At 58.2% G+C, this 22808-nt stretch carries 25 protein-coding genes and 1 pseudogene; 20 read left to right on the forward strand and 6 right to left on the reverse strand.

The features are described from left to right. Positions 1 to 4: 4 nt before the first annotated feature. Positions 5 to 1003 carry a TRAP transporter substrate-binding protein gene (locus G0Q00_RS12780; protein WP_163039889.1) on the reverse strand — a complete coding sequence of 333 codons (999 nt, stop codon included), beginning with the start codon at positions 1001 to 1003 and terminating at the stop codon, positions 5 to 7. Positions 1004 to 1125: 122 nt separating this feature from the next. After that, positions 1126 to 2166 (reverse strand): LysR substrate-binding domain-containing protein, encoded by a 1041-nt coding sequence (locus G0Q00_RS12785; protein WP_370458580.1) that lies wholly within the window; start codon positions 2164 to 2166, stop codon positions 1126 to 1128. Here G0Q00_RS12785 and G0Q00_RS12790 point away from each other — a divergent pair. The 10 genes from G0Q00_RS12790 (at position 2153) to G0Q00_RS12835 (ending at position 10632) form a co-directional block, all read left to right on the forward strand. Further along, positions 2153 to 3781: an amidohydrolase gene (locus G0Q00_RS12790; RefSeq protein WP_203564982.1), complete on the forward strand. Its 1629-nt coding sequence runs from the start codon at positions 2153 to 2155 to the stop codon at positions 3779 to 3781. The two genes, G0Q00_RS12785 and G0Q00_RS12790, sit on opposite strands and share 14 nt — an antisense overlap. Next, positions 3778 to 4656, forward strand: a complete 879-nt coding sequence (locus tag G0Q00_RS12795; RefSeq protein WP_163039895.1) for a GTP-binding protein — start codon at positions 3778 to 3780, stop codon at positions 4654 to 4656. The genes G0Q00_RS12790 and G0Q00_RS12795 overlap by 4 nt, the downstream gene beginning before the upstream one ends. A 592-nt stretch (positions 4657 to 5248) precedes the next feature. Next, positions 5249 to 5818, forward strand: a complete 570-nt coding sequence (locus tag G0Q00_RS12800; RefSeq protein WP_163039897.1) for a L,D-transpeptidase — start codon at positions 5249 to 5251, stop codon at positions 5816 to 5818. A 23-nt stretch (positions 5819 to 5841) separates the two neighbouring features. Next, on the forward strand, positions 5842 to 6276 hold the full coding sequence (locus G0Q00_RS12805) for a cytochrome c (protein ID WP_163039899.1): 435 nt from the start codon (positions 5842 to 5844) through the stop codon (positions 6274 to 6276). A 15-nt stretch (positions 6277 to 6291) separates the two neighbouring features. Further along, positions 6292 to 6618, forward strand: a complete 327-nt coding sequence (locus G0Q00_RS12810) for a hypothetical protein (protein WP_163039901.1) — start codon at positions 6292 to 6294, stop codon at positions 6616 to 6618. Positions 6619 to 6669: 51 nt separating this feature from the next. Further along, complete coding sequence (locus G0Q00_RS12815) at positions 6670 to 7260, forward strand: cytochrome c (RefSeq protein ID WP_163039903.1); 591 nt, start codon at positions 6670 to 6672, stop codon at positions 7258 to 7260. A 9-nt stretch (positions 7261 to 7269) separates the two neighbouring features. Beyond that, complete coding sequence (locus G0Q00_RS12820) at positions 7270 to 8169, forward strand: cytochrome c (protein ID WP_163039905.1); 900 nt, start codon at positions 7270 to 7272, stop codon at positions 8167 to 8169. A 4-nt stretch (positions 8170 to 8173) separates the two neighbouring features. After that, a complete protein-coding gene (locus G0Q00_RS12825) occupies positions 8174 to 9574 on the forward strand; it encodes a multicopper oxidase family protein (RefSeq protein ID WP_163039907.1) in 1401 nt (466 codons plus the stop codon). Positions 9575 to 9648: 74 nt separating this feature from the next. Beyond that, on the forward strand, positions 9649 to 10062 hold the full coding sequence (locus tag G0Q00_RS12830) for a c-type cytochrome (protein WP_239058455.1): 414 nt from the start codon (positions 9649 to 9651) through the stop codon (positions 10060 to 10062). A 93-nt stretch (positions 10063 to 10155) separates the two neighbouring features. Then, positions 10156 to 10632: a DUF411 domain-containing protein gene (locus tag G0Q00_RS12835; protein WP_163039911.1), complete on the forward strand. Its 477-nt coding sequence runs from the start codon at positions 10156 to 10158 to the stop codon at positions 10630 to 10632. Here the strand turns inward: G0Q00_RS12835 and G0Q00_RS12840 are convergent. After that, the gene (locus G0Q00_RS12840; protein WP_163039913.1) at positions 10617 to 11219 is read right to left on the reverse strand and encodes a Crp/Fnr family transcriptional regulator; all 603 of its coding nucleotides are present in this window, start codon (positions 11217 to 11219) and stop codon (positions 10617 to 10619) included. The genes G0Q00_RS12835 and G0Q00_RS12840 overlap by 16 nt on opposite strands. Positions 11220 to 11382: 163 nt before the next feature. Between G0Q00_RS12840 and G0Q00_RS12845 the strand changes: the two genes are divergently transcribed. After that, positions 11383 to 11835, forward strand: a complete 453-nt coding sequence (locus G0Q00_RS12845; protein ID WP_239058436.1) for a hypothetical protein — start codon at positions 11383 to 11385, stop codon at positions 11833 to 11835. Position 11836: 1 nt separating this feature from the next. Here G0Q00_RS12845 and G0Q00_RS12850 read toward each other — a convergent pair whose 3' ends face one another. After that, positions 11837 to 12037 carry a heavy-metal-associated domain-containing protein gene (locus tag G0Q00_RS12850; RefSeq protein ID WP_163039917.1) on the reverse strand — a complete coding sequence of 67 codons (201 nt, stop codon included), beginning with the start codon at positions 12035 to 12037 and terminating at the stop codon, positions 11837 to 11839. 149 nt (positions 12038 to 12186) lie between these two features. On the opposite strand from G0Q00_RS12850, the gene G0Q00_RS12855 reads away from it, so the two are divergent. The 3 genes and pseudogenes from G0Q00_RS12855 to G0Q00_RS12865 form a co-directional block, all read left to right on the forward strand. Further along, positions 12187 to 14697: a heavy metal translocating P-type ATPase gene (locus tag G0Q00_RS12855; protein ID WP_163039919.1), complete on the forward strand. Its 2511-nt coding sequence runs from the start codon at positions 12187 to 12189 to the stop codon at positions 14695 to 14697. 19 nt (positions 14698 to 14716) lie between these two features. Then, complete coding sequence (gene cueR / locus G0Q00_RS12860; RefSeq protein ID WP_163040396.1) at positions 14717 to 15112, forward strand: Cu(I)-responsive transcriptional regulator; 396 nt, start codon at positions 14717 to 14719, stop codon at positions 15110 to 15112. Between the two features lie 23 nt (positions 15113 to 15135). Continuing rightward, a pseudogene (locus G0Q00_RS12865) lies at positions 15136 to 15267 on the forward strand (carboxymuconolactone decarboxylase family protein); the annotation flags it as partial. A gap of 30 nt (positions 15268 to 15297) precedes the next feature. On the opposite strand, the gene G0Q00_RS12870 reads toward G0Q00_RS12865, so the two are convergent. Next, on the reverse strand, positions 15298 to 15933 hold the full coding sequence (locus G0Q00_RS12870) for a trimeric intracellular cation channel family protein (protein WP_203564983.1): 636 nt from the start codon (positions 15931 to 15933) through the stop codon (positions 15298 to 15300). 209 nt (positions 15934 to 16142) lie between these two features. Between G0Q00_RS12870 and G0Q00_RS12875 the strand changes: the two genes are divergently transcribed. Then, a complete protein-coding gene (locus G0Q00_RS12875) occupies positions 16143 to 16472 on the forward strand; it encodes a hypothetical protein (RefSeq protein WP_163039920.1) in 330 nt (109 codons plus the stop codon). Between the two features lie 122 nt (positions 16473 to 16594). Then, a complete protein-coding gene (locus G0Q00_RS16015; RefSeq protein WP_163039922.1) occupies positions 16595 to 17836 on the forward strand; it encodes a PqqD family peptide modification chaperone in 1242 nt (413 codons plus the stop codon). 94 nt (positions 17837 to 17930) lie between these two features. On the opposite strand, the gene G0Q00_RS12885 is transcribed toward G0Q00_RS16015, so the two are convergent. Beyond that, positions 17931 to 18119: a hypothetical protein gene (locus tag G0Q00_RS12885; protein ID WP_163039924.1), complete on the reverse strand. Its 189-nt coding sequence runs from the start codon at positions 18117 to 18119 to the stop codon at positions 17931 to 17933. A gap of 253 nt (positions 18120 to 18372) precedes the next feature. On the opposite strand from G0Q00_RS12885, the gene G0Q00_RS12890 reads away from it, so the two are divergent. The 4 genes from G0Q00_RS12890 (at position 18373) to G0Q00_RS12905 (ending at position 22668) form a co-directional block, all read left to right on the forward strand. Next, the gene (locus G0Q00_RS12890) at positions 18373 to 19038 is read left to right on the forward strand and encodes a response regulator transcription factor (protein WP_163039926.1); all 666 of its coding nucleotides are present in this window, start codon (positions 18373 to 18375) and stop codon (positions 19036 to 19038) included. Continuing rightward, positions 19035 to 20390, forward strand: coding sequence for a HAMP domain-containing sensor histidine kinase (locus G0Q00_RS12895; RefSeq protein WP_163039928.1), 1356 nt, complete (start codon positions 19035 to 19037; stop codon positions 20388 to 20390). Before G0Q00_RS12890 ends, G0Q00_RS12895 begins: the two co-directional genes overlap by 4 nt. A 71-nt stretch (positions 20391 to 20461) precedes the next feature. After that, positions 20462 to 20899, forward strand: coding sequence for a hypothetical protein (locus tag G0Q00_RS12900; RefSeq protein WP_163039930.1), 438 nt, complete (start codon positions 20462 to 20464; stop codon positions 20897 to 20899). Between the two features lie 350 nt (positions 20900 to 21249). Continuing rightward, positions 21250 to 22668 (forward strand): autotransporter outer membrane beta-barrel domain-containing protein, encoded by a 1419-nt coding sequence (locus G0Q00_RS12905; RefSeq protein ID WP_163039932.1) that lies wholly within the window; start codon positions 21250 to 21252, stop codon positions 22666 to 22668. Positions 22669 to 22808: the final 140 nt, after the last annotated feature.

Raw genomic sequence — 22808 nt, forward strand, 5'->3', positions numbered from 1 at the left:
CGTTTCAACCCGAGCAAGCTGCGCGCGCGGCGACAACTTCGTCAAAGACACGTTGGGAATCGCCACCGACCGAGTCGATCAGCTCTTGCTGCATGTCATGGGTGAATTTAGCCGCCCAAGCCGTGCGCGCTTCATCGCTCAGGTCATGAATGGTGCCGCCTTCCTCTTGCATCTTGCCTTCGAAGAATGAGATTGCCCCACGAACCGACGTGCGAAGCGCAGCCGAGGATTCGATTGAGCTCATGAAGGTTTCTTGCTCTTCCGCCGACATCTTCTTCCACGTCTTCAGGCTCATCAGGGTTACCGATGGCTGGTAGATATGGTTGGTACGCGTCATGTGAGGTGCAACTTTGTGCAGACCGGTCGCGATATACGAAATGGTTGGCAGTTCGCCACCATCCACGATGCCAGTTTGAAGCGATGAAGCCACTTCTGCGAACGGCAAAGGCACACCTGCCGCGCCGACACCGCGCCAAAGAAGGTCTGCGTTCTTTGCCGGAGCAACACGCATTTTGAAGCCATCGGCCTGCTCGACCGAGGTCACTGGCTCTTTCGAAAACAGGATTTGCCAGCCCAGCTCGGTCCACTGAATGATCTTCAATCCACGCGCCTCGAACAACTCGTCGAAAACCGGAAGCAAGTGATTGTCGAGCGCGCAATCAGCCTGTTCGAAGCTGTCCCAGAAGAACGGTGATACCAGCATGTTAACTTCGGGCACGACAACCGCCGCTGCTGTGACCGAGAAGTTTCCGGCGTCCAGACGGCCCCGCGCAGTTTGCTTGATGGTTTCAACTTCTGCACCAAGCTGTCCGCCACCGAACACTTCCATGGTCAGCGCACCATCAGAATTCGCGGCCAAGTTCTCAGCTGACTTTTCGTAATGTGTCACCCAAGGCGTGCCATTTGGGGCCGCAGTTGCAAACTTCATCGCGTCTGCATGAGCAATGGAACCGACCATTGTTGCTGCGACTGCCGCTGAAATAATCCAAGTCGTCGATTTCATTCTTTCCTCCCAAGAGTTCCTCGAGTTCCTTGGTCAGAAACTATCTTCCACCCCTACCATTAGAAAACAGTCTTTTATGCGCAGGTAAGCGCTAAAAAATAGTGGATACGAGAAATCGCTTCTTAATCGGGTGAACTGGAAACGAGAAGATGATCGAATTCGCCAAGCGAAGAAATCTCTTCACAGGTCTTCAGAACTGCCTTCACCAATGCGGATCTATGAGAGGCCTGCGTATACGCCACGCCGTATTGCGGCGCATCCAAATCACCCCGAATGGGCCGGGGTATATATCCGTTCCCTTCACTTCGATCATTCGGGCCGCAGATATTCATAATGGCGTAGCCGAAATTTGCCGCGACGAGACCGCGCAAGACAGACGAGCTTTTTGTTCTGTGGACAATGTTGGGACGCAGGCCATGCGCTTGAAAAAGGCCGCTGAAGTAGGCTTGGGTTCCTGGCAAATCCAACAAGACCATCGGATGCTCTGCCAAGTCCTCCAAAGAAACGCTCTCTTGTTGCGCAAGAGGGGAAGCGTCCGGAATCAACGCAACTGGGGTTGCTCTGAACATTGGTGCGAATGGTTGCGTGTCGGGCGTTTCTCTTCGGTAGGTCAAAGCCAGATCCACCATGCCGTTGTTCAGCTGCTCGGAAATGGACTGCATGTCCCCTTCGCGTAGATCGATACTGATCTCTGGGTAATCTTGCGCAATACGTTTCAATATCGGCGGCAGAATGTACGGCGCGGTTGGCGCATAGCAGCCAAGCTTCAGTGTGCCCGCGGGATCGCCTGTGATGGACAACACATCGGATTCGAATATCCGAACTTGCTCGAGAAACTGCTGCACACGCGCGCCCACCTCCACACCCAACTCCGTCGGAACGATCCCCTTGGCTGGCATTCTGCGCAGAAGTTCAGAGTCGGTGGTTTTTTCAATCAAGTCGATGGCCGCCGTAATCGATGACTGCGAGATATTCTGCTCGACCGCAGCTTTCGCGATGGACCCGGTTCTAAGGGCTGCGTCGAAATATCTAAGCTGTTTGAACGTAAAGCGCATGAAGAACCCACATGAAATGTATCTTCTTTTGATATTAAATCTAATTTTCCCATGTTCAAGGATAAGGTAACGATGTGAAAAAATGAGGGCGGCAATGTCGAAGATCACTGTTTTCAAGGCAAAAAAGATTGTCACAATGGACCCAAGCAGGTCCGAGGCAACCCATGTTGCCGTTCAAAACGGCAAGATCATTGCTGTTGGCGGTGCGGATTGCGCCAGTGACCTCGGCGAATGCACCTTGAATGACAGCTTAGCTGATGCAGTCCTGATGCCGGGGTTTGTCGAAGGACATGCGCATTTGATGGCTGGCGCCATGTGGAAATACGCTTACACAGGATTTCATGATCGGGTTGACCCACACGGCATTCTGCACAAGGGCCGCACCGACATAGAAACGGTCATATCCGAACTGACCAAGCATGAACGTGCACTGAGCCCGGACACACCTCTGGTGGGGTGGGGCTTCGATCCAATCTTCTTGCCGGGTGAACGTCTGAACAAGGGTCATCTGGACGCAATCAGCACCGAGCGACCAATCGCTATCCTCTATTCGAACTTCCACGTCATGTGCGTGAATTCTCCGGCGCTGGCGCTCGCCGGGTTTGACGAGTTCACCGAGGTCGAAGGCGTTGTGATGGGCGATAACGGTCACCCCACTGGCGAATTGCAGGAAATGGCGGCTATGTTTCCGATCCTGCATCGGCTCGGCATTGATTTCCGCTCGTTGGCCCAGAGCGAGCAGTCCCTTCGTGACTACGGGCTGGTTTCCAGAAACGCGGGGGTCACGACGATCACCGATCTCTATTCAACCATGACCGAAGACGATCTGGACGAAATGATTCGGATCACCTCGGAGCCAAATTTCCCTGTTCGCATTGTTCCCGCAATCGGAGCAGCAGGTGCAGATCCCGAACAAACTGCCGCCAAAGCGAAAGCCTGGAGCGCAAAATCTACGGATCGCTTGCGTCTTGGGTCAGTGAAACTGATGACGGACGGGTCGATTCAGGGCTGGACCGCACGGGTCAAAGCGCCGGGATATGTCGGCGGTCAACCAAACGGCATATGGAACACCGCCCCTGCCGAAATTTTTGCCATGTGCGAGGTGTTCCAACGCGAAGGCTTGCAGATGCATATCCATGTGAACGGCGACGAAGCGTCTGAAGTTGCTCTGGATGCGTTGGAAGCCGCGAAAGAAAAACACCCCGAGAATAATCGGCGTCACATCCTCCAGCATTGCCAGATGATGGATTATGATCAGTTAAAGCGATGTGCAGAGCATGGTGCCAGCGTGAACATGTTCTCGAACCATCTTTGGTACTTTGGGGATCAACATGTCGCGCTGACAATCGGGGAAGAGCGCGCGGAACGGATGAATGCTGCAAGAACGGCATTAGACCTTGGGATAAATCTGGCAATCCACTCGGACGCGCCTGTGACGCCTCTGGCCCCGCTAGTTACTGCGTGGTGCGCAGTAAACCGCGAGACCATGAGCGGCCGGATTCTCGGCGAGGATTTGCAGATTTCCGTCGACGAGGCGCTCTACGCCATCACGCTTGGCGCGGCGCATAGCTTGCATCTGGAAGACGAAGTTGGAAGCATTGAAGTCGGCAAGGCCGCGGACTTCGCAATCCTCGATCAAAACCCCTATGAGGTTGCTCCGACGGAATTGAACAAGATTGCTGTTTTGGGCACCGTTCTGGGTGGAGGGGTCCATCGGATATGAGTGAAAGCAGCCTGCCCGTAACAGTAATTGGTGGATACCTGGGAGCGGGCAAGACCACCCTGATCAACCGCCTTCTCGCTGCCGAACATGGCAAGCGCGTAATGGTATTGGTCAATGATTTCGGTGCGATCAATATTGACGCACAGTTGCTGGAAAGCGCAGACGAGGACACAATCGCCCTGACCAATGGGTGCGTGTGCTGCACAATGGGCAATGATTTGTACATGGCCATCTCGGACGCGATGAAGCGAACCCCTCGGCCCGACCATTTGATCATCGAGGCCAGCGGAATCGCAAATCCACAGAAGATAGCGAACACTGCGATCTCCGACCCCGATTTAACCTACAACGGCATCGTCACAGTGGTTGATGCCGAGAATATCGACGACCTGCTCGCCGATCCGATGATTTGTGCTCAGGTTGGCGACCAGATCGCATGTGCGGATTTGCTTGTTGTCAGTAAATCGTCTGACTTGCCAATCGACTTACGAGACACTTTGGAAAGGTTGTCGGACAGCGAAGTAATTCTCGCAGACGATATGCAAAGCCTACTCGGCCTGACATTCAGCGATCTTTCATCCCCCCCGAAGAATGTGCTCGGCACCCACCACCCGACCTACACTCAATGGCAGTATCAGGGTGATGTCTGTCTGGATCGCAATGATTTGAAAGAGCTGATGCTGAAACGTCCTCGAGGAATCTACCGAGCCAAAGGTTTTGTACGTTCCCCAGATGGTTCGGGGTGGCGCGTTCAGGTTGTCGGTTCGACAATTTCGATTATGCCGGAAGTAAGCTGTGAGCAGACGATCATGGTCTGTATCGGGTCCACCATGCGCTTTGACAAGTCCGCCTGTGAGGCCTGGTGGGCAACATGATGTGGTGCGAAGGTAAAATACGTGTTGGCTGGCTGTGCTCTAAATAGGCTTGAAGTACACATTGTGACAATGCAGAGGGTTTCCAACACTCCTGAGCTCGAGCAAGCAATAAGACACCGCGAAATTGGTACCTACCTCTTTTGTTAACGTGATGAATGTATACGCGACACTTTTCTCAAAATTGACCCGGCTAGTTCACACAGTTCGCCCAAGGGTTGGATGATCAAAGCATTCGGGTAACTGGGCTATCTCCCCCTTGGCGCATGACTGAAGCCTCCTGCACCTTCCTCTCAGCGTATTCCAAGGCCTCGCTTACCTTGTGCACAACCTTCTTATTGGAGTGCCAAACGACGAGCGGCCAAGTCCGGATGGTACGCGCGGAAATCAGGAAGTGGCGCGGGTAATGATCGCAGGCAGAGTTGCGAAACCCGGTCGTCCCCGTTGAGCGCTTTTTTGAACATCTGCAGTTTTTACCGGACCGACCTTTCATCGATTTGTGACCGCATTAAGTGTTGACCTTCCCCCGGGGGAAGCCGGCTATTGTATCGAAAGGAGCAGAGGTTCCTGAGACGAGGCAGCTTGATGAGGAGCCATGCACTTGAACACATCCAGAAGGCGTTTTCTCTCGGGATTGGCAGCAGGTTGCGCCCTTCCTGCGCCAATGCTCCTTGCCCAGTCTGAGCAGGTCGAAGTCAAAACACAACGCAACATTTCCTCGTTCCGCATGCACCGCTGGCAAGACCATTTCGACAATCTGGAAAACGGGGTGATCCTGTCGGACACCACGTCGCGCATGCTGCAATACTGGTCCGAGGATGGGACGGTTGCCAAGATCTATCCAACCAGCGTGCCGTTAAGCGATGACCTGACACGCCTTGGATACACACGCGTGGTGCGTAAGGTGGACGGGCCGTCATGGCGGCCCACGCCTTCGATGAAGAAACGCAATCCGGAATGGCCAGACTATGTCGGCCCCGGGCCGCAAAACCCCTTGGGGACACACGCGCTTTATCTTAGCTGGCAATACTATCGGATCCACGGCACCAACGACACGCGCAAGATCGGGCGACGGTCCTCGAACGGCTGCATCGGACTTTATAACGAGAAGATCGCCGAGTTGTTCGCGCTTGCGAAGGTTGGCACGCAGGTCAAGCTGATCTGACCCGCACGGAAAGAGTATAGGAAATGACCATCAAGACGTGGAGCCTGATCGGGATCGCAGCCCTCATCGTCATCTTTCTTCTGACGCGGGGCGGGTCGAATGACAGGGCAAACCCCGCAGCGGAAATTGCCGCAGGTGCGCCGATGGTGACCGTGCAACTGCCTGCCGAGTTGAGCGTAAAGGCGGTGATGGGAAAGCGTGCCTTCGACGCGGTTTGCGCAGACTGCCACGGGCCCGATGCAGCGGGGCAGCAGGGCATCGCACCGCCGCTTGTGCACAAGATCTATGAGCCCAGCCATCATGCGGATATGGCCTTCGTGCTGGCTGTACAAAGGGGTGTACCCGCGCATCATTGGGGCTTCGGCAACATGCCGCCGGTCGACGGCTTGACCCGGGCCGATGTTGCGAACATCATTGCTTACGTCAGAGAATTGCAACGCGAGAACGGGATCAACTGAACGGTGCTTGATGAAATGCGCAGATGGGTCGGGCCGATGTTCGTAATGGTCAGCGTATTTGTCGCCAGCCTGCTTTTGTCAGGTGGCGTTGCTGAAGCGCATGGCACACATGCGCCTTCCGAAACAGCGATCACCAAGCAGTCGGACACCGTTTATTTCGCCGCTGACAATCAGGGACACTGCTTTGGAGGTGCCTTCTGTACCGGCCCTGCCATTGTCCAGCACAACTCTTTGCCTGCAGGTGCAATCGCGCATCGCGAGCGCTATGCGTTGCCTGGCGAGACTCTGGGCCTTCCCGTCATATCCGGGTTCGATCCACCGCCTCCCCGCCTTCTGAATTGATATCTTCCGCGCGCCGATGGCGTTGAGAAACAATCCAATCAGGAAAATCCGATGAAAACCAAAAAACTACTCGTGGGCGCAACGGTTGCGTCCGTACTTGCCGTGGCAGGCCAGTCCGTTCTTGCGCATGGGGGTGCCACGGGCATCGTCAAGGAACGCATGGATGGCATGGGCGTCATGAAAGAGGCCATGAAGGTTCTGACGCCGATGATGCAGGGCAAAGTCGACTATGACGCCGACGTGGTGCGTGATCGTGCAGGCGACATCAGCCAACATGCCGGAACGACCATGACGAAGCTGTTCCCCGAAGGCAGCACGGATGCCCCATCCGAGGCGAAGCTGGAAATCTGGCAGGACTGGGAGAGTTTTGCGACGCTGGCCGAGCAATTGCGTGTGATGGCCGACGGGCTGGCCGCGGCGTCCGATAACGGGTTGATGATGGCCGGGAACGCGCCTGCTGACGGCAGCATGATGGCTGGCCAAGGGGGCACCATGATGGGCAGTGGCATGATGGGAAGCGGTATGATGGGCGGCCAAGGCGTAGGCATGATGGACTTCGCCGATATGCCAGCCGATGGCGTCTTTACCATGATGAGTCAGGTTTGTTCTGCGTGCCACACCCGTTTCCGGGCTGAGAAATAGGCCAAGAAGATGCGCAAACTCTATCGTCTGGGATTGGCTGGGGTGGTGGCTGCCTCGGCCAGCCTGTCGGCACTGATAGCATGGCCAATAGGCCTCCCCCCCACGCCGATAACGCTGCAGGGCAATGTGGAACGCGGCGCGTATCTTGCGCGCGCATCCGGGTGCATCGCTTGCCACACCGACATCGCTGGCGGAGGCGCGCCCCTTGCCGGGGGGCTAGCCCTTGAGACACCGTTCGGGGCGCTGTATTCCCCAAACCTGACCACTGACCCCGACCATGGGATCGGTGGCTGGACTCAAGCTCAGTTTGCCCGCGCTGTGCGCGAAGGGGTCTCGCCCGAAGGGTACGCCTATTACCCGGCCTTTACCTACCCGTTCTATGCGAACTTCACGGATCAAGAGATCGCCGACCTTTGGGCTGCGTTCCAGACAGTACCCCCCGTCGCCGCGCCGTCGCGTGCGCCCGAAATGCAGTTTCCTTTCAACCAGCGTTGGGGCTTGAAGCTGTGGCGTGCGGCCTATCTTGAACCACCCCGGACCGAACCCGTGGCAGGCAAAGGCGAGATCTGGAACCGTGGCCGCGAACTGGTCGAAGGCGCCACCCATTGCGCCGCCTGCCATACGGGGCGGAATTTCGCAGGGGCCCGCAACTCGGATACCGAGCATTTTCAAGGAAGCGACAGCTTGCCCGGCGGCGAGAAAGCTCCCGCGATTGACCACGATACCCTGATTAGAAGGGGATGGGATGTGGCAAGCCTTGCTTACGCGCTGCGCACCGGCATCACGCCCGAGGGCGACGCCTTTGGCGGGACCATGGGCGAGGTTGTACTGTATGGCACAAGCTTTTTGACCGAAGCAGACCGTACCGCCATCGCGACATATCTGATGGATGAACACGAGGGTGGATAAGCGAATGAACCCAATACAAAAGCCTCAGGGACCAAAACTGAACCGCCGCACATTTCTGGCCGGAGCCGCCGCACTCGCTGCGACGCCGGGATTTGTACATGCCGAAACCATGCCTCGGTTGGTGGCCCGCCCTGCGAGTGCGCGCATTCTGCCTGCCGAATACCCCGAGACGCCGATCTGGGGATATGACGGTGGGGTACCTGGCCCCCTGTTGCGTCTGAAACAGGGCGAACGCTTGACACGCACGCTGGTGAATGAACTGCCACAGCCCACCTCTGTTCACTGGCACGGGGTGCGGGTGCCGAATGCGATGGACGGGGTGCCGGGTATGACACAGGACGCCGTCGCGCCCGGCGACCAGTTTGACTACGCCTTTACGCCGCCCGATGCGGGCACATTCTGGTATCACTCACACAACCAATCCACCGAGCAGATCGCAAGGGGGCTTTATGGATTGTTGATTGTCGATGAGGCCGAACCCCCAGAGGTCGACCACGATATCGCTGTGGTGCTGGATGATTGGCGGCTGCGTGAAAACGGAGAGATCATCGACGATTTCGACCGGATGCATGACTGGACCCATGCGGGACGGATCGGAAACTTCGTGCAGGCATCCCTGTTGCCACAGATATCGCAACTGCGCCGCCATGATCGCGTGCGGCTACGGCTGGTCAACGTCGCGGTGGACCGCATCATGAAGATCGGCCTTCATGGCCTAAGCGGCGCCATCGTGGCGTTGGACGGAATGCCCCTGCGAACGCCCGAACACACCGACCACGTTGTCCTTGGTCCGGCTCAAAGGGCGGATTTCATCGTGGATGTCACTGCTGACGAAGGTGACGAGGCGCTGATTGCAATCCATGAACGTGACGAGGCCTTCGTACTTGCAGATATCCAGATTTCGGGCACGAGCAGTTCCTCTGCACGTGGGGCAATCAACCCTCTGCCATCCAATCCGCTTGTCCCCCTTGAGACAGCACAGGCCACGACCGAGGCACGCTTGATCATGGAAGGCGGCGCGATGGGAGGGCTGCGTCAGGGGATTTGGAAGGGTGAACGCCTGTCGATCCAGCAACTGGTCGAACAAGGGCAGGTTTGGACCTTCAACGGCGTCGCAGGTCTGCCCGAAGCTCCATTGGTTGAAGTTGCCGTTGGCGACATCGTCGAAATTCCAATGCAGAACGACACGGCGTTTCCACACGCCATGCACCTGCACGGGCACCATTTTCAGGAACGTCTGGCCGATGGCTCGCTTGGTCCTTTGCGCGACACACTTCTGATGGATCGCGGGGAAACGCGTAGCATCGTGTTTCGGGCGGACAACCCCGGAGACTGGCTTTTGCATTGCCACATGCTGTCCCACCAAAAGGCAGGTATGAAAACCTGGATACGGGTGGCCGGATGAAACGCGGAAAGCTTGTTGCGCTATGCGCTGCCGGGTTGGCGGCCTTCGGCATCGCGATCACGGCCTTCAGCCCCATGGATGCGCAAGCCCAGCCAGCACAGCAGCCCGTGGACTCGGATCCTGTTGCGGGAAAAGTGCTGTATGCAGAAAGTTGTGCCGCGTGTCATGGCGCGAAGCTTGAGGGCCAACCCGACTGGCGCACCCCAGACGACGACGGCATCCTTCCTGCCCCGCCCCATGATCAAACCGGTCACACTTGGCACCACGGCGATGCGTTGCTGTTTGACTATACCAAACGCGGTGGCCAAGCTGCGCTTGAAACGCGTGGTGTATCTGGATTTGTCAGCGGCATGCCGGGGTTCGAAGACAGTCTAAGCGATCAACAAATCTGGGACATACTGGCCTTCATAAAATCCACCTGGCCTGAGCGCATCCGCCAGATGCAGGCCACACGCACCACAGGTGAACAAATGCAGGGCGGTTCATGATTGCCCGGCCCGACCAATGCCATGACATGGCGCGGCGGCCTCGGCCTTGAAAGCCAAGATCATGCCGTCTGCGCGAACAACAAAGGAAAAGACATGACCAACCCGACACTTGACCGGCGCCTGTTTCTTGCGGGGCTTGGCGCCTCTTGCATCGGACTTGCCACACCGGCGATTGCCTCGTCTCGCCCGCTGATACAGGTTCTGAAGGACCCGGATTGCGGCTGCTGTGGCGCATGGATGGCAATCATGCAGCAAGAAGGTTTCGACTTGGAAGTCCAGAATGCCTCGTGGGACGCCCTGTCGCACTATAAGGAAACGAACGGCATCCCGCAGGACATGGTGTCGTGTCATACCGGCGTGGTGAACGGGTACTTCATCGAAGGGCATGTACCCGCCGCTGACATCCGTCGCTTGCTGGCCGAGCGCCCTGACGCGGTGGGGCTGTCCGTTCCCGGAATGCCCTTTGGTTCACCCGGCATGGGGCCTGAGAACGAGCGAGAAGCCTATGCCGTCTACCTGATCCGCAAGGATGGCAGCACCGAGGTGTTCAACAACTACGACGCCGCCTGATTGGTGCGTTTTAGACGATAGACGCCGCGGGCGGGGCGTTCGACCTGCCCGTCGCGTACCAGATCCGACAGCACACGAAAGACGACCTCGTGGCTCAGCCCAAGGTCGCTGGCGAAAGCCACCACCGTTCCGGTCATCCACCCATCCGCAAGGCCCGCAAGAACCCGGTCCCGCGCAGACCGGATCGCCAGCAGCTCCTGCTTGCGGCGATAAGACTGGACTTGCGCCGAAAGCCGTTGAACCAGACCGATTGCAAAAGTAGTGTTCTCAGTCATGGCGCCCAGCACGATGGCCTTGTCGAGAACACGAACCGTGCTGTCCCGGTCAGCGATGGCGTCACAGTGATAATGGTCGCTGAATAGCGATGGCTCGGCCAGCGTGTCGCCTGACCCTGCCCTGAACATCGTGACCAGCTGCCCCGCTTCCGTGTGGCGCACCAGACGCACCTCTCCTTGTTCAACAAAGAACATGCCGCGCGCCCTATCGCCCTGATGAAACAGATGCTCTCCGCACGTCAAACTGCGGCGCGGCAGATCGGACAGGGGTAGGCCATCAAATGGCGCAGGGAGTGGGATCAAATCGCTCATTGTGATTCAAATCATATTCAATTGGCCAAATAGGTACCACCATTTTGGGGCTACACATTCGATCAAGAGGTCAATCATGGTCCGACACACGATATTCGCGGTCGTCACATTGTTTTCGGCCGCGCCGATTTACGCACAGCACAGTCACGACCATTCGGGTGATATGCCGCAGACCGTCTTGCCTGCCGAGCCCGGTCAGGGCGCGTTTGCCGCGATTGCCGAGATCGTTGCCTTGCTGCGCGCCGACCCAGAAACAGATTGGTCGGCGGTCGATATTGCGGCCCTGCGCCAGCATCTGATCGACATGGATGACTTGGTGACGCATGCCGAAGTGACAACAGAAGACGTGCCAAAAGGCGCACGGTTCCACGTGCAAACCACCGGTGCTGGAGGAGGCGCGGTATCCCGCATGGTCCCTGCGCATGCGCCGGTGTTAAGTGCTGACACGGGCTGGACAAGTCAGGTGCTTTTGAACGGGGATGAAATTGTTTGGACCGTTACCTCATCGAAAGACGCTGAGATAATCCGGGCGCTGGGCTTCTTCGGCCTTATGGCCATTGGAAATCACCACCAACCCCATCACTTGGGGATGGCGACAGGTTCCATGGCGCATTGATCTAAACCAAAATTGTCGCTGGATAGCCTTCCTTGGCAAGTATGGCGAGCAGTTCGTGATCCGTTATTTCACTGGTGATTCTGACCTCGTGGGCGTCGAGGTCAAACGCCAGTTGCGCCTGCCCATCTGCGGTTAGAACAGCTTTCTCGATCACGGCTTTACAGTGTCCGCAGCTCATGTCGGGGACGTGGAATCTACGCATTCAAGGGCTCCTCTTGTGGCTTCACGGTTGCAGGTGGGGCTTCCCATGGGGGAAGGTCAATGCTCAAGAAAACGTGATGTTCGGCCCTTGACCCTCCCCTTACTGGAACCCCCATGTTCGACTCGAATACCCGGTTAGTGGAGGGTCCCATGTCCGAGAAATCCCAAATCCGGCTGTCCGTGGACGGCATGTCCTGCGCATCTTGTGTCAGCCGCGTCGAAAAGGCTTTGACGACCGTTCCAGGCGTCGATAGCGCTGCGGTCAATCTGGCCTCCGAAAGCGCTGACATCGTGTTTTCCGAACCCGCAACCCTGACGGCCTTGGCTGACGCGCTAGAGCAATCCGGATACCCGGCCCAGATGGCCGAGGTCACACTGCAAATCGAAGCAATGACCTGTGCAAGCTGTGTCAGCCGTGTCGAGCGTGCCTTGACCGCGGTGCCCGGAGTTCTGACCGCATCGGTCAATCTGGCCACCGAAACTGCGCATGTAAGATACGCCGAAGGGGTCGTCGCTCCAGCGGACTTGGCCCGTGTGGCAAGTGACTTGGGCTATCCGGCACAGGTCAAGCAAGGAAGCGATCCCGATAAGGCGAGCCGAAAACTGGCCGAGATCACCCGGCTGGGGCAACTTACATTTGTGGCTGCCATACTGGCTCTGCCCGTCTTTGTGATTGAAATGGGCAGCCATCTGTTTCCGGCCATGCACATGTGGATCGAACGCAGCATTGGCATGCAGACCAGCCGCCTTCTGCAGTTCGTATTGACGACGATCGTGCTATTCGGGCCCGGGTTGCGCTTCTACACCAAGGGGTTTCCGCTGCTGTTTCGGGGCGCTCCAGACATGAACTCTCTGGTCGCTTTGGGGACCTCGGCGGCCTACGGCTTTTCAGTCGTTGCAACCTTTGCACCCAGCCTGCTGCCCGAGGGCACAGCAAATGTCTATTTCGAGGCTGCGGCAGTGATTGTCGTTTTGATCCTTCTGGGCCGTTGGCTTGAGGCACGCGCTAAGGGCCGCACCGGCGAAGCGATCCGCAAACTGATCGGGCTACAGGCCAAAACGGCCCGGGTCGAACGGGGTGACGACATCGTTGAAGTTCCGATTGATGACATAGCAGTGGGCGACGTGATCCATGTACGCCCCGGTGAAAAAATCGCCGTCGACGGAAAAGTCCTGTCTGGAAGCTCTTATGTTGACGAAAGCATGATCACCGGCGAGCCGGTTCCAGTAGAAAAAACTGCTGGGGCCGAAGTGGTCGGGGCCACCGTGAACGGCACTGGCGCGCTGCGCTTCCGGGCGACCAAGGTGGGTGCCGACACGATGCTGGCCCAGATTATTCAGATGGTGGAACAGGCGCAGAGCGCGAAGCTGCCGATTCAGGGTCTGGTGGATAGAATTACCGCTTGGTTCGTTCCTGCCGTTATGGGCGTGGCTGCAGTGACCATCGTGGCCTGGCTGATCTTCGGCCCCGATCCCGCGCTGAGCTTCGCTCTGGTCGCAGGGGTTGCGGTCCTGATCATTGCCTGCCCCTGCGCAATGGGTCTGGCGACCCCCACCTCGATCATGGTGGGCACGGGACGCGCCGCCGAGCTTGGGGTGTTGTTTCGCAAAGGTGACGCGTTGCAAATGCTGGGCGAAACACAGGTGGTTGCTCTGGACAAGACCGGCACGCTGACCGCCGGGAGGCCGGAACTGACCGACCTGATTGTGGCAGATGGCTATGATCGTGATGAAGTCTTGCGGGTTGTTGCGGCCGTTGAAGCCGGATCCGAGCATCCGATTGCCGAGGCCATCCTGCGGGCGGCCGACGGGCGTGGTCTGTCCCTTCCAACCGTCGAGAAATTCGCGTCAATCACAGGATACGGAGTCACCGCGACTGTGGAAGGGCGGCACATTCTGATCGGCGCGGACCGACTGATGGCGCGTGACGGCATTGACCTGGGCAAGCTCGGCAACACCGGAACCGAGCTGGGGCAGCAAGGACGCACCCCACTTTATGCCGCGATCGACGGCAAGATTGCCGCCGCCATCGCCGTATCGGACCCGATCAAACCCACGACACCCGCAGCGATTAACGCTCTGCACGATTTGGGTTTGAAAGTCGCCATGATCACAGGCGACAATCAGGGCACAGCTGATGCCATCGCGCGCAGTTTGGGCATCGATCAAGTCGTGGCCGAGGTGCTGCCCGAGGGTAAGGTTACGGCCCTTGGCAACCTGCGGGAACGTGGCAAACTGGCCTTTGTCGGGGACGGGATCAACGATGCCCCTGCCTTGGCCTCGGCCGATGTGGGGATCGCCATTGGTACCGGCACCGACGTGGCCATCGAAGCCGCAGATGTGGTGCTGATGTCCGGCGATCTGACCGGCGTGGTCAACGCGTTCGACATTTCGGCCCGGACCATGCGCAACATTCGCCAGAACCTGTTCTGGGCTTTCGGCTACAATACACTCCTGATCCCGGTGGCCGCCGGGGTGCTATATCCTACGTTTGGCCTGCTTCTGTCACCGGTTCTGGCCGCCGGTGCAATGGCGCTGTCCAGCGTGTTCGTCCTGTCAAACGCCTTGCGACTGCGCTGGGTCAGGCCTGCAATTGGTGCAGACGCATTGCCATCAGCCACGCGCCCAGCGACTTTGAAACCTGCCACCGCCGCCAACTGAAGGGGAGGCTACCATGAACTTGAACATCGGAGATGTGTCCAAACGCACCGGTCTTCGCGCAAAGACCATTCGTTACTACGAGGATATCGGTCTGGTTAAACCGCTTAGGGATACAAACGACTACCGTGTCTTTCGCGAAATCGACCTGCACAAGCTGACCTTTCTCAGCCGCGCGCGCGCCTTGGGCTTTACCATTGATGATTGCCGAAACCTTCTTGCCCTCTACGAGGATGAAACACGCGCCAGTGCAGATGTGAAAGAGATCACAAGCAAGCACTTGAAAGAGATCGAGGCGAAAATCAATGATCTTCAAGCCATGCACGCCACGCTGAGCCATCTGTCTAAAGAGTGTGCAGGCGACCACCGCCCTGATTGCCCCATTCTTGAAGGTCTCAGCGGTGAGGACCGCCGCTAGGCTCGCCTGATGGGCTGGTCGGCGGCGTCTTCACAAACGGCGTCAGCAAGGAAGAAATCCGCGCGATCATCCATGTCATCGGGATTTATTGTGGCGTGCCACAGGCACTGGAGTGTTTCCGCGCGGCCCGCAAGGTGCTGGAAGAAAGCGAATAAACGGTGTTGGCTTCCGAAACTAAGCGCGGCCTAGTTCCGGGAAGCTTCTTGGTCCGGCTTTGGGGGATTCATCCACAGCACGACGAGGCGCGCAAGAAGGATGAGGCCGAACGTTACAAGTGTCGCCGTCGATTCCCCCATAAACTGGGAGAACGCCAAATAGGCGGCACCTCCTGCCAACGAGATCGTAGCATACAGGTCTTCACGCAAGACGCTTGGGGTAATGTTGCACAAGAGATCTCGGATCATGCCACCGGCCGTGCCAGTCACGCAACCGATCACAATCGTCAGAACCGGCGCCACACCGGCCTCTAGCGCGACTTGAACACCGGTCAGGGTGAACAGCGCCAATCCGACCGCATCCAGATACATCAGAAGTGCAAGCCGCCGCCCGTTGCCTGTCGGCATGCGTGCGGCGATAAGGAAACTCAATAGCGAAGACGGGACCGCCACCAGAAGAAAGCGCAAGTCCGAGATCCAGAACACAGGGGTCAGCCCCAGAAGCACATCACGTAACGTGCCACCGCCAACAGCAGTGACAACACCCAGAACAGTCGCGCCGAACAGATCAAGGTTGAAGCGGCGCGCCTGGATTGCAGCCGAGGCCGCCATCACTGCAGTTGCGATCAGCGAGAGCGGCACGAAGAGGAGTGTAAGCGATTCCATCACTTGCAACTTAGCCGTCGCAGGCAGCGGTGACGATTGATTTTACCTTCAGCTCATCGCTGGCCGTTTTCGATACGGATGATGGTCCGGGATCGCAATCTGACAAAACGCTGACACTCTCATTCAGGAATTTGACGCGTCCGAACTGCTATCAGGGGTTGAGGCGTCCGAATCAATGGCGCCGGAACGAAAAGTAAAGGACAGAGCACATGACCAAAGAAGACGACAAGGTATTTTCCCGGCGCAAGGCGCTGACCCGCATTGGTGGGCTGGCATTGGCCGCCTATTCGGTACCGGCGCTGACCACGCTGTCGGCTGCACACGCATCGTCCGCTCCGTCGGCGGCAAGTGCTGCGTCGGAAGCCAGTGATCCATCGCCTGCAAGTGACCCGTCCGAGGCAAGCGAGCCGTCCGAAGCAAGCGTACCGTCCGAGTCCAGCGGCCCCAGCGGTCCCCGTGTGGTAACGGCTGAAGAATGCGAAGCCGGCGGCGGCACCGTTGTTGAACGCGAAGACGGTGTTAAAGTTTGTGAAAGCTAAATTGATCCAGGATATCCCCACCTGATCAATGGCCTGCCCGCATATCGGTTGTGGGCAGGCCAGATTGCGTTGACGCGCACGGGGAAATCGCTGGTATGATCAGCGACAAGTAGGAGCGGAGCGTGGTGGAACCGCAATATGTGCACTTTGAAGGACTGAAGCCTCCCGTCGCGTTGGAAAACGCAGACGAGGTTGCAGCGATGTTGCCTACGGTCCTGTCTGCTTGGCCGCACCACACCCTGAACACTCCACCAAGCAATCCACCCTTCGTGACCATCCGTCCCGCCGGACCAGACCGCTGGCACGTGATCCGCGCAGACCAGCCCGACACGCCCCGCACCTGGGATGGGGTCAACACGGTCTGCGACATCATCGCCGAAATGGCGTGGGAGCGGTTGCGCTCGGACCCGGACCTTCTGTGTCTGCACGCCGCAGCAATTGAGTTTAATGGGCGTCTTGTGGTGATGCCAAATGCCAGACGCGCTGGCAAAAGCACCTTGGCTATTGCCTTGGCGCGTCTGGGTAGACCCCTGTATTCCGACGATTTTCTGCCTGTCCGCGTGGATGCCAAGACCCAAAGCTGCGCAGGCATCGCGAACGGCATTCAACCGCGCCTGCGGTTGCCTGTGCCCGAAGGCTTCAGCGACGCGTTTCATACCGACGTTGCCCAGGATCCGGGCCCGTCCAACCGGCAATACAAATACCTTTCCAATGCACCGGTTGCCCCATGGGGCGAGACCATGCCCTTAGGCGCGATGGTGATGCTCGAGCGTAGCGACGCGCCGCAGCCGCCGCAGCTCAGCCCGATGGAGCGCGAAGACGCGCTGGCCAGCCTGATCACGCAAAACTTCGCCCGCACGCGCCATGCCGGGGCGATCCTGCGGTCGGTCGACCTTTTATCGCGCCACTTGCCGATCTATCGGCTGAGCTATCATTGCGCCGAAGAGGCCGCCGAATACCTGTCAACCCATCCCGACCTGGCAAACCTTCCGGCCGCGCAACTGACCGATTTTGCACAGGATGACCGTCAGGCCCCGCTTGATCAGCCGATCCACCCTGCCCTCGCCTTCGTCAAAGAGCTTTGTTATGCACAGGCCGATGGCGTAACCGAAAGCGTGGTGGGGGACGAAGCGTTTTTGGCCGACGGATCCGGGATTGGCATTTTCCGACTGAACCCAGTGTCGGCAGCGATCTGGAACCTGCTGGAAGAACCGACCGACCTGAACGAGATCGTCGAGATTTTATCCGAGGCCTTTCCCGACGTGCCGGTCGACCAGATTTCCACAGACAGCGAGAACCTGATGCGCAGCTTGGCCCGCGCGCGTCTGATTACTCCTGCACCCCAAAGCGTGGCGGCACAATGAGTGACGGCAAGCGCATATCACGCCGCGCCGCGTTGATCCGGCTAGGATTGGGGGCCGCCAGTGCTTATATGGCCCCCAGCATTGTCGGACTAAGTCAGGCGCGCGCATCGTCTTCTAGCGCATCCTCTTCGTCCAGCCCCGCCTCTTCTTCGTCCTCGGTCAGCCCGGTGTCACCGCCTACTCCAGCCAGCGCATCCAGTGAACCGAGCGGTCCGGACGGTGGAGCTCCGACCAGCGCAAGCGGACCCAGCGGACCGGGAACCTGCCGAAGTTCTCCTATCACTGGGAACGCCCAGATTTCGCGCCAGGACTATCAACGCGCCCAACGCGCGATTACGCGCGGCAAGGCGCGGCCGCTACAAGAGATCTTGAAAAACGTACAATCCAAACAGCCGGGCAAGTTGCTGCAAGTCGGGTTTTCTGACACAGGAAAGCAAACGAAGTTTAGAGTGCTGATCGTTGATCAGTCCGGCGCGGTCGTCTCGGTCTCGGTTGATGCGGGCTCGGGGCGGATCACAAGCATACGGAAGTGCTGAATGCGTATCCTCATCGTGGAAGACGAACAGAAGATCGCCGAGCTGATCGCAGATGTTCTGGAAGGTGAGGGGCTGATCCCCGAAATCGCAAATGATGGCGAGCAAGGCTGGTTTCTGGGCAGCACCGAAAGCTATGCCGCGGCCATCCTCGATATTGGCCTGCCCACGCGCGACGGCCTGTCTGTGTTGCGCGCCTGGCGGGACGAAGGGCTGGACCTGCCCGTGATCCTGCTGACCGCTCGCGCGAACTGGAACGAGCGGGTCGAAGGGATCGACGCGGGTGCGGATGATTATCTGGGCAAGCCCTTCCAGATGGAGGAGCTGATCGCGCGTCTGCGCGCCCTGTTGCGCCGGTCGACCGGCCAGAAGGCCACGATCCTTGAAGCCGGATCGCTGCGGGTGGATCTGCGGCAGATGCGTGTCTCGGTTGACGGACGTCCGTTGAAAGTCACGCCCTTGGAATATCGGCTGTTGAACTATCTGCTGCATCATCGCGGCGAGGTGGTGACCCAGGAAGAGCTGGTCGAGAATATCTATTACCGGGATCAGGAACCTGACAGCAACGCGGTCGAGGTTCTGGTCGGGCGCCTGCGTCGCAAGATCGGCGGCGGGGTAATCGAAACACGTCGCGGGTTCGGATACATAATCGCCGGGGAAGACGCATGAAGCTATCCCTGAGCCTTCGCCTGTTGCTGGCCGCCGCCATGACAACAGCGATTGCCTTGGTGGCCACCGCCATCGTCTTTAACTTCCTGTTTCGTCTCTATTTCGAAGACCGCGCACGGGACGAGCTTGAGACCTATCTGATCCAGCTCAGCGGGAATGTCTCGGCCACCGCTGAGGGCACGATCGAGGTCACTCCGATCCCCGACCCGCGCTTCAATCAGGTGCTGTCCGGCTATTACTGGCAAGTGCAGATTGATGACGCCGAACCGCTTCTATCGCCATCCTTCTGGGCCGCACCGCTGGAACTGGCCCGTCCGCAAACCGCAGGATTAATCACTTTCATCGACGTGACAACAGGCAGCGGAGATGCCGTCGCCGTGGCCAGCTGGATCATCACGATGGGTGACGGCGACACGCGGAAAGAGGTCTTTCTAGCCGTGGCAATCGACCGGGCGGATCTGGATATGTCTGTCTCTCGGTTCACGACGAATTCGGTTTTCTGGCTGGGCATCTTGGGGCTGTTCCTAATGATCGCCAGCTGGTTTCAAGTGCGCCTTGGCCTCAAGCCGCTACAGAAAATCCAGTCCGAGATCGCCCATGTGTCCCACACCCCAAACGGGCGGCTGTCGTCGGACTATCCGTCCGAGGTTCTGCCGCTGGTCGAAGAGGTAAATCAGCTTCTGAACGTCAATGCCGAGGCGCTGGAACGCGCCCGCTCGCGTGCTGGCGATCTGGCCCACGGACTGAAGACCCCGCTGACGATCATGCATGGGATCGAGCGCAAGGTGCGGCGGTCTGGCCAAGATAAACTTGCCGACGACCTAATGACGGAAGTCACCAGCATTCAACACATCGTCGAACGGGAACTGGCCTCGACCCGCGACAGTCAGCAGGCGCTGCTGAAATGCGATGCAGGCCCGATTATCGACCGCCTGCGCAAAGCACTTGGCCGCCAACCCGGCACCGAGCACATCCAGTGGCAAATCGACCTCCCCCGTCCTCTGTATCTGCCCTTTGACGAATACGACCTGACCGAGCTTCTGGGCAATCTTCTGGACAACGCAGTGAAGTGGTCGGGCAGCCGGATTGCCGTGCGTGGCGGGCAAGATCAAATGCAGGTGTATCTAAGCGTCGAAGACGACGGCCCCGGCATCCCGAAAGAAGAACGCGATGCGGTGCTGGCGCGCGGGACTCGGCTGGACCCGGACCAGCCGGGTACGGGTTTGGGGCTGAGTATCGCACAGCGCATGGCCGAGGCACATGGCTGCGCCCTGTCGCTGGATCAGTCCGATTTGGGCGGCGTGAAGGTGTGCTTGATACGCCCCAGCGATGCGCCATCAGACGGGATATGATGCAGCTGGCAACGGAAACACTGCGCGCCAGTTCTTTTAGGTCGACATCCGCCGCGATAATGTGGAACGTGATGACGACCTCGCTGATGTGCCACTCTAACGACCAGAAAAGGCGAAACGATATGGTTCTGCCCAAGATCACGAAACTCTTCGCAGCACTTGCGGTTGCGCTCGCCACGACTGGGACCGCCATCGCCCATGAAAGCCCCGATCACCAAGGGCGTCACGGCGGAAAGGTGAACATTACGCAGCACAACCATATCGAGCTGGTACGTTCAGAAAACGAGATTGCGATCTATCTGTATGATCTGGAGCTGCAACCGCGTGATGCCCAGAACATCACCGTCGACGCACTGTTGGTGGACGGCACCGCTCAGACCGATCTGGACCTGCAATTCACCCCCCCAAACAAATTCGCCGCCGAGGGGGTTTCAGCCCCCAAATCGGCTGCGATTGTATTGCGCCTGTTTCGCGACGGGGCGTTCTGGGATCTGACGCGCATCAAATAAGGCGTGCCTCCCAGTCCGATTAGTCTTTTAGGCGGAGCCAGCGATCCACCGCTGGTTCCATTGTATTTCGCAAGCTCTACCACAGATGAACATTTTTGTAGCATAATTATCCCGTCCGGGATTTTTCGCCTTTTGAGTAGAAATCGCCCACCCCGTCCCCTTCAAAGGTTAATAGAAATTAACCCTAGGGTAACAATTTTATCTTGACGGTATTTCTCGGGCAAAGAAGCACACAGATTGCGCCAATAGAAGCGCATGGAAACAAATGCTCACCCTGGACCTCTCGTCATGACTGATGCCTGCCAATTACGCCAAAAGGCATAAATATTTGAGCCATAAGGAGCTAGGGGATGGCCACTAAACAAGGGATGAACACGCAGGGCTGGAAGGGTGTGCCCGGCATGTTCAAAGGAATGCGCGCACTTGTCGCTGTGCTGGCCGTTGGCCTGTTCAGCGCCACGCAAGCCCAGGCGCACAGCAACTACGGTAACTCGAACATTTCGGCGTCCACAGCCACCGCACAGCCGGGTGACTCGATCGACGTCAGTTTCGACTACACCATCTGGCACGCTGGACACGGTCCCGTGACCGCCGTGTGGGAAATCTATCTTGATGGCGTGACGCTTCTGGCGTCGGGCACCAATATTGCCGATGGCAACAGCACCGACGTGTTCTCGATCAACAGTACGGTTTTGCTTCCGGGGAATATTGCCCCCGGGCCGCACCAGATCGTGATCACCACGTACTATCAAGCTGGAAGCGGTGCGGTCTCGTCATTCATTGACCTCGAAATCATTGATCCTGCCGCCGAGGCACAAGCGCTGATCGCGACCCTGTCCGAAGCGCGTGGCCGTCTGATCATTCAGAACGGTCCCAACTTGGAACGCCGCATCGGTCGCCTGAACAGCCGCAGCCGCAATGTTGCTGCCGCGGGCGAAGTTGCCAGCCGCAACAGCACCGCGCCCGAAGGCGAAGCGGCTGCCGGTGGCAGCTTTCTGGCCTCGTCCAACGCCGTCGCACCGACGTCGCCCTATGACCTCTGGATCGAAGCTGCACATGCAAAGTTCTCGGCCGGGAATATGGATGGTGACTTCAACATCATCCACATGGGTGTTGACCGTCTGGTGAATTCCGATCTTCTGATCGGTCTGGGCCTACAGCTTGACCATGCCCGCCTAAGCGGCGCTGGCGCCGAAATCTCGGGCAGCGGCTTCATGGTTGGCCCGTACCTGACCAAACGCGTTCACGACAACCTGTATCTGGATGCCCGCGTGGCCTGGGGTCGGTCGTCGAACGACGTTTCGCCCTTTGGCACCTACACCGACACAGTTGGCGCGGAACGCTGGCTGGCAACCGCGGCCCTGATCGGCGATTTTCAGGTCGGCGATCTGACCATCCAGCCCGAAGCACGCCTGTCGTGGTTTGAAGAAACCACCGATGCCTATCTGGACAGCAACAACATCGCTGTGACCCCGGTGACCACGTCCTTTGGATCGTTCGAGCTCGGCCCGACGATCTCGCGCAGCTACACTGTTGGCAGTGGCGCGATCCTGACGGCCAACCTCAGCGCCAAGTCGATCTGGACATATGACTTCAACAACGGTGGCGTCGCTGCGTCGGCAACCGAAGGCCACTCTGGCCGCGTTGAAATCGGTCTGGACTACAAGAACGATGACAACCTGCTGATCAACGGGTCGGTCTTCGTTGATGGTGGCGGCAACGGCTGGAACGCCTTGGGTGCGACGGTCGGTCTGGACTATACGTTCTGACCTGACGCGAACCGAAAAACCAAGGGCGGCCGGTGCATACCAGCCGCCCTTTTTTGTATGACTGAATTCTGCCGATCACGGGCGCGCCGCATCTGGTAATCGCGTGGAAAGCCGTCGCTGTGGATGCGTCGCGAACATGC

The sequence above is a fragment of the Aliiroseovarius sp. PrR006 genome (assembly GCF_010500215.1).
In the GTDB taxonomy this organism is placed as follows: domain Bacteria; phylum Pseudomonadota; class Alphaproteobacteria; order Rhodobacterales; family Rhodobacteraceae; genus Aliiroseovarius.

Coding starts and splice junctions, on each gene's coding strand:
- G0Q00_RS12780 (WP_163039889.1), bottom strand. CDS start 1,003: ATGAAATCGACGACTTGGATTATTTCAGCGGCAGTCGCAGCAACAATG.
- G0Q00_RS12790 (WP_203564982.1), top strand. CDS start 2,153: ATGTCGAAGATCACTGTTTTCAAGGCAAAAAAGATTGTCACAATGGAC.
- G0Q00_RS12795 (WP_163039895.1), top strand. CDS start 3,778: ATGAGTGAAAGCAGCCTGCCCGTAACAGTAATTGGTGGATACCTGGGA.
- G0Q00_RS12800 (WP_163039897.1), top strand. CDS start 5,249: ATGCACTTGAACACATCCAGAAGGCGTTTTCTCTCGGGATTGGCAGCA.
- G0Q00_RS12805 (WP_163039899.1), top strand. CDS start 5,842: ATGACCATCAAGACGTGGAGCCTGATCGGGATCGCAGCCCTCATCGTC.
- G0Q00_RS12810 (WP_163039901.1), top strand. CDS start 6,292: ATGCGCAGATGGGTCGGGCCGATGTTCGTAATGGTCAGCGTATTTGTC.
- G0Q00_RS12815 (WP_163039903.1), top strand. CDS start 6,670: ATGAAAACCAAAAAACTACTCGTGGGCGCAACGGTTGCGTCCGTACTT.
- G0Q00_RS12820 (WP_163039905.1), top strand. CDS start 7,270: ATGCGCAAACTCTATCGTCTGGGATTGGCTGGGGTGGTGGCTGCCTCG.
- G0Q00_RS12825 (WP_163039907.1), top strand. CDS start 8,174: ATGAACCCAATACAAAAGCCTCAGGGACCAAAACTGAACCGCCGCACA.
- G0Q00_RS12830 (WP_239058455.1), top strand. CDS start 9,649: ATGGATGCGCAAGCCCAGCCAGCACAGCAGCCCGTGGACTCGGATCCT.
- G0Q00_RS12835 (WP_163039911.1), top strand. CDS start 10,156: ATGACCAACCCGACACTTGACCGGCGCCTGTTTCTTGCGGGGCTTGGC.
- G0Q00_RS12840 (WP_163039913.1), bottom strand. CDS start 11,219: ATGAGCGATTTGATCCCACTCCCTGCGCCATTTGATGGCCTACCCCTG.
- G0Q00_RS12845 (WP_239058436.1), top strand. CDS start 11,383: ATGCCGCAGACCGTCTTGCCTGCCGAGCCCGGTCAGGGCGCGTTTGCC.
- G0Q00_RS12850 (WP_163039917.1), bottom strand. CDS start 12,037: ATGCGTAGATTCCACGTCCCCGACATGAGCTGCGGACACTGTAAAGCC.
- G0Q00_RS12855 (WP_163039919.1), top strand. CDS start 12,187: ATGTCCGAGAAATCCCAAATCCGGCTGTCCGTGGACGGCATGTCCTGC.
- G0Q00_RS12870 (WP_203564983.1), bottom strand. CDS start 15,933: ATGGAATCGCTTACACTCCTCTTCGTGCCGCTCTCGCTGATCGCAACT.
- G0Q00_RS12875 (WP_163039920.1), top strand. CDS start 16,143: ATGACCAAAGAAGACGACAAGGTATTTTCCCGGCGCAAGGCGCTGACC.
- G0Q00_RS12890 (WP_163039926.1), top strand. CDS start 18,373: ATGCGTATCCTCATCGTGGAAGACGAACAGAAGATCGCCGAGCTGATC.
- G0Q00_RS12895 (WP_163039928.1), top strand. CDS start 19,035: ATGAAGCTATCCCTGAGCCTTCGCCTGTTGCTGGCCGCCGCCATGACA.
- G0Q00_RS12900 (WP_163039930.1), top strand. CDS start 20,462: ATGACGACCTCGCTGATGTGCCACTCTAACGACCAGAAAAGGCGAAAC.
- G0Q00_RS12905 (WP_163039932.1), top strand. CDS start 21,250: ATGGCCACTAAACAAGGGATGAACACGCAGGGCTGGAAGGGTGTGCCC.